This window comes from Pseudoneobacillus rhizolycopersici, assembly GCF_054786815.1.
In genome coordinates this window covers 1-4962 of the sequence record NZ_JBTOOE010000051.1, presented here as the reverse complement: position 1 = coordinate 4962, position 4962 = coordinate 1, and the positions used below count along the sequence as shown (strand labels likewise).

5 protein-coding genes and 1 riboswitch are annotated in these 4962 nt (G+C 39.2%); of the genes, 3 read left to right on the top strand and 2 right to left on the bottom strand.

What is annotated here, in order from left to right:
- Both ACX9YW_RS22690 and ACX9YW_RS22685 read left to right on the top strand, forming a co-directional pair.
- Positions 1 to 2199 (top strand): immunoglobulin-like domain-containing protein (locus tag ACX9YW_RS22690; RefSeq protein ID WP_460350948.1); only part of this gene is annotated, 2199 nt, incomplete at its 5' end.
- A 289-nt stretch (positions 2200 to 2488) separates the two neighbouring features.
- Complete coding sequence (locus ACX9YW_RS22685) at positions 2489 to 2659, top strand: hypothetical protein (RefSeq protein WP_460350946.1); 171 nt, start codon at positions 2489 to 2491, stop codon at positions 2657 to 2659.
- A 283-nt stretch (positions 2660 to 2942) separates the two neighbouring features.
- Here ACX9YW_RS22685 and ACX9YW_RS22680 read toward each other — a convergent pair whose 3' ends face one another.
- Together ACX9YW_RS22680 and ACX9YW_RS22675 are read right to left on the bottom strand one after the other, a co-directional pair.
- Positions 2943 to 3560: a DUF2812 domain-containing protein gene (locus ACX9YW_RS22680; protein WP_460350944.1), complete on the bottom strand. Its 618-nt coding sequence runs from the start codon at positions 3558 to 3560 to the stop codon at positions 2943 to 2945.
- A 15-nt stretch (positions 3561 to 3575) separates the two neighbouring features.
- On the bottom strand, positions 3576 to 3890 hold the full coding sequence (locus ACX9YW_RS22675) for a PadR family transcriptional regulator (protein ID WP_460350942.1): 315 nt from the start codon (positions 3888 to 3890) through the stop codon (positions 3576 to 3578).
- Between the two features lie 200 nt (positions 3891 to 4090).
- Positions 4091 to 4174, top strand: a riboswitch (cyclic di-GMP riboswitch).
- Between the two features lie 335 nt (positions 4175 to 4509).
- On the opposite strand from ACX9YW_RS22675, the gene ACX9YW_RS22665 reads away from it, so the two are divergent.
- A complete protein-coding gene (locus tag ACX9YW_RS22665; protein WP_460350938.1) occupies positions 4510 to 4767 on the top strand; it encodes a hypothetical protein in 258 nt (85 codons plus the stop codon).
- Positions 4768 to 4962: the final 195 nt, after the last annotated feature.

Genomic DNA, 4962 nt, shown 5'->3' with positions numbered 1-4962 from the left:
ACAAAAGATGTGCTTTTAAAAACTACTGGCCAAAATGGAACGAGCATCAGTTGGTATAGCAATGCTCCTGCTTTCGTAGCGGGGGATGGAAGGGTAACCCGTCCAACTTATACTCAAGGAGATCAGACGGTTACCTTAACCGCGACCATTACAAAAAATGGCGCAGTTGATACGAAGGTGTTCACTCTTAAACTACCAAAACTGGCAATGAGCGATTCAGAAGCAGTTGGGTTCGATAAGGCTGGATTGGAAATTGGGTATAGTGGACAAGACAACCAAAACTCTATCACAAACGATGTGGTTTTAAAAACGACAGGACAATTTGGAACGACTATAAGCTGGTCTAGCAACTCACCTGGATTTGTAGCGGCGGATGGTAAGGTAACGCGTCCAACTTATACACAAGGAGACCAAACCGTTATTTTAACCGCAACGATTAACCGAGGGGCAGTAACTGAAACGAAGTCCTTTACACTTATCCTTCCGCATCTGCCAATGAGTGATGCTGAAGCAGTAGGTATCGAAAAGGCTTCATTAGCCATTGGCTATAATGGTTTAGATAATGCCGACAGAGTTAAACAGGATGTTATTTTAAAAACAACTGGCCAAAATGACACGATTATTTCTTGGTCCAGCAACTACACCGGATATATTTCAACTGAAGGAAAAGTCATTCGTCCAAGTTATTATGAAGGAAATCTACGAGTGACCCTTACGGCAACCATTACGAGAGGAAAAGTAAGTGATACAAAAACCTTTACCCTAACCCTAATTAAAATGCCAAATCCTCCGGTAAAGGAACCAGTAGCGGAAGAATTGGTCGTTAATGTTATTTCCGGAAACGGCACTAATGAAATTCTTGTGCAAACAACCATTAAGCGGACAACCGACGGAAATGGTGTGGTTAAGGATAACGTTCACATATCGAAAGAAAAGGCATTAGAAACCATTGAAAAGTTGAATAAAATGGCAAGCAAAACAGCCACAATGGTCTTACCGGATGGGGATGATAAAGTTTCTGAGACAACCATTACGATGCCAAAAGAGACAGTAAAAGCATTTTTAGATGCTGGGATTCACTTAGAGATTTTCACGGAAAACGGTAGAATCCTTGTTTTAAATGAGTCATTTTCAAACATAAAGGAAGACCTTTACTTCCGAGTTGTTCCAATAAAGAATGTGAAAGAAAGCGACGAAATCAAAACTAGAGCCAAGCAAGATCCAATTGTTCGTGGAATCGGAAAAGATAGCGTTGATTCTGTTCAGGTGCTTGGCCGTCCAATGGAAATTGACACGAACATGCAGAACCGCCATGTAACGCTAACATTCCCTATTGGAATGGCACTTCCGACCGACCCGAACGCCCGTAAAGAGATGCTGGATAATCTCGTCATCTATGTTGAACATAGTGATGGGACGAAAGAAGTTTTACAAGGGAAAGCGGTTGAATTTAAAAATGGGACACTGGGCATTGAGTTTGATGTAAGCAAATTCAGCACGTTCACAATGCTTTATCTCAAAGGGGCAAAGGATTATTTTACAAAAGAAGCACTGAACCATCAGTCTTATATTAAAGGTTACGCAGATGGGAATTTCCAGCCGAACGCTTCCATTACTCGCGCTCAAATGGCCGCTATGCTTTCTCGTAATCTAGGATTGAATTACACTGGAAATGGCGAACCATCATATGTTGATACGCCAAAAAATTACTGGGCATTTATTGAAATAGAATTAGTAAAGCAAGCAGGTATTATGACAGGCTCTGTAAATGGTACATTTAGACCGCAAGCCACGATTACCCGTGCGGAAATGGCGACAATCGCTTTAAGATGGCTGCAAAAAGAGTGCAAAGCCGATGCCGATGCTTATCCATTCTGTTCAAAATTAGTAAGTAAAGAAACCGTTAAGTTTAAAGATATTTCTGATAAACACTGGGCAAAAGAAGCGATTGAAATGATGGCCCTAACAGGAATTATGCAGGGATATGAGGATAACACCTTCCACCCAGAAGAAAAACTAACACGTGCACAGGCAGTAAAAGTCCTAAACCGACTCTTTAAAAGAGGCCCATTGAACGGGGCAACCATCCAAACATTTAAAGACGTACCCGTTTCCCACTGGGCATATAAAGAAATCGAAGAAGCAGCACAAAATCACAGCTACATTCTGAACGAAAAAGGCGAAGAAGAACTAAAGTAAAGTGAATGAGAGATGGGGCACGGTGACAGACACCGGGTCCCATTTTTTGTTTAGGTGTCAGGTGTGTTGGAAAGAATAAGCACGCTGATCGCTCGCTAAGAAACTTAATGAGAAGGAGGAGTTAATTCAATATGTTCTACAAATCCTACCTAATAGAGCAGCCCGTTGCAATAATAAGGAGGACCTTGATGTCCTGGAAAAGCCTATGTTAACGCATTAAAATGGCGATAAAGCTTGGTGAAATAAGGGCTTAATCCTTCATTTGGGATAATTAAAGGAGAATGGCAGTATGAAAGATTGGTTATGGATATTATCGGGAATTTTCGTATTAACAATATTAGCTTGGTTTCTTGGCACGATGTTCATCCCTGTGATACTAGTGGTCCTCTTTTGTGCAGGAATAGGATTTATCCTATACATCGCTTTCTTGAAGTTAATCCAGAAAATCATTGGAAGATGAAGCGTTGGTGTATGGATGGGGACGGTTCGAGACTGCTGAAAAAGACTATTTTGTCATTAAAGTCGGTCTCTTTGATCTACGATTTTGTCCAATGGAAGTGCTCTATTGGACATTTGGGGCTCTTCCGGCTATGGATTTGTCTAATAGAAGCTCTCTATTAGACATTGGGGTCACTTCGAATTACGATTTTGTCCAATAGAAGTCTTCTATTAACATATGGGACTTTGCTAAACATAGTTTATCCGTGGTCTCTACCTGTCCGAGCGTCTCGAAAATCGGATTATCACATTATTTTCTTAAATTGCCGTTCTGCTTTTAAACTAGAGATAAAGAATACGATGAATAGTACGATGATGATTGGAAAAAAGGCCAAAGGTATCGTTCTGAAAAAGGCAAATGGTGTTTCAAAAAGAAAGGCCCCCCAAAAGCTAGCTCCTGACATTTCCCATAAACCTGGTGTGTAGTATAGCTCTTTGGGGTTTAAAAGTGCATCTGAATGAAGGGCACCATTTGTCATCAATGCTATAAGTATAGGTAAATAACAGATGGCAAGGGTGAAGTACATTTGTGACATTCTTTTGTATCTGCCAGCCTTAGAATTTGCATCCGAGAAAATATCTTCATCAGCATCTGTTCTCGCTTGTTTAAAATATTGCGTACCGGAATTTTTTGTTCCAGCAATGTGCTTCCACCCACAATCCTCAAAAAGTGTACAATAATCAATAAAATCTGTTTGATTTTTGAACGTCCGATAATCCATTTTGATATTTGTTTTTTCCGCCTTAGCCTGTCGAAAGATATATCCCATTGATCTCCCAACAAATTCGAACCCATCTGAAGCCATTCGATTCAGCCAGCGTTCTTCTTTTTCAAAATCGAGGAAAACCTTCCATTTTCTCATTTTGCCACCTCATTTTTACTTTTTTAATACCTCTTCGGTTTTTTGAATCATGTGTTTCATTCTCTCGAGATCGAGACGCAGTATTTCTCTTCCTTGTTCCGTAATTAAATAAACCTTCCGCCTGCTATCATCACTTGGCATCGGCTGAATGAATTTGAGCTTTAGTAGATTTTCTATTGCTCCATACAATGTCCCGGCGGCCATTCTTACTTGACCTTCACTAAGCTCCTCAACTTTTTGAAGAATCAAGTACCCGTGTGCAGGTTCTAATAATGATAAAAGGATATAATACACTGTTTCTGTAAGTGGAATATGCTTGTTTCGTTTCATCTGTTTCTCCAATCTTTTTTATACCGTTTTAATATATAGTTGAACTGTATATATTTATACTATATAGTTTAACTGTATATGTCAACAAAAAAATAAGGTCAGACAGCCAATGTGTCCAACTGAAAAATTTATAGTAATAGGCTGTTCGTCTCATTTTACATTTGGTAATTTGTGGATATAATAAAATTATATACATAGTTCGTACGAAATGGCAAAACCATTGAAAAATGGTGAGGCAAAACGATAGGGGCTAAGGTGAATAGCTTGGCCAGCGAGTTACCGAATACAATCACCTTCTACGGATTATGGAGAATATAGGGGGATATGTATGATACCTTTTTTTATAGGAACAATAATGGGTTCTTTCTTAATGCTTTTTACCATGAGCTTAATGTTTATCGCTAGACGAGCGGACGATAGCAGTGAAATGATGTTGAATGATATGAAATAGGAAAGTAATCCTTAGCGGGTTGCTTTTTTTTATGGAGGCAAGTGGACAAGGGGAATGGCCATAATTGTCACCAGATTGTTGCAAATGGTACGTGATTCTGTCTTTTAATTGAATATTAATATCATAGATACAGTTAAAACTAAAAAATGAGAGGTGTAGATGATGTTTATGATTACCTTAGACACTTGCCATAATGGTAAATTGATTTCGGGAAAATGGGGAAATGCGTACACTTTTACTTCCCAAGTTGAAAATAATGTACTCTACATGACGTTAACTAATTTATCAGGCGAAGTGATTGCAAAGTGGGAAGATGATTGGATCGTAAAACCCCTCACTCCAAAAGAATACAAAGCAGCAAGTGACATTTTAGAATTCTTAAATTATCGAAACTCCGTAAGCTACTGGATGAAATCAATTAGTTAATGGGATACTGACGGATTGCGACTACTGAAAAGGTTTTAGAGAAGCTGTTTATATATTTATATTTTCATGCCGATTTGTCGTAGAGAATCGCTCTCTACGCCAGTTAGGCTATTTTTTCATGCCGATTTGTCGTAGAGACCCGCTCTCTACGCCAGTTAGGCTATTTTTTCATGCCGATTTGTCGTAGAGACCCGC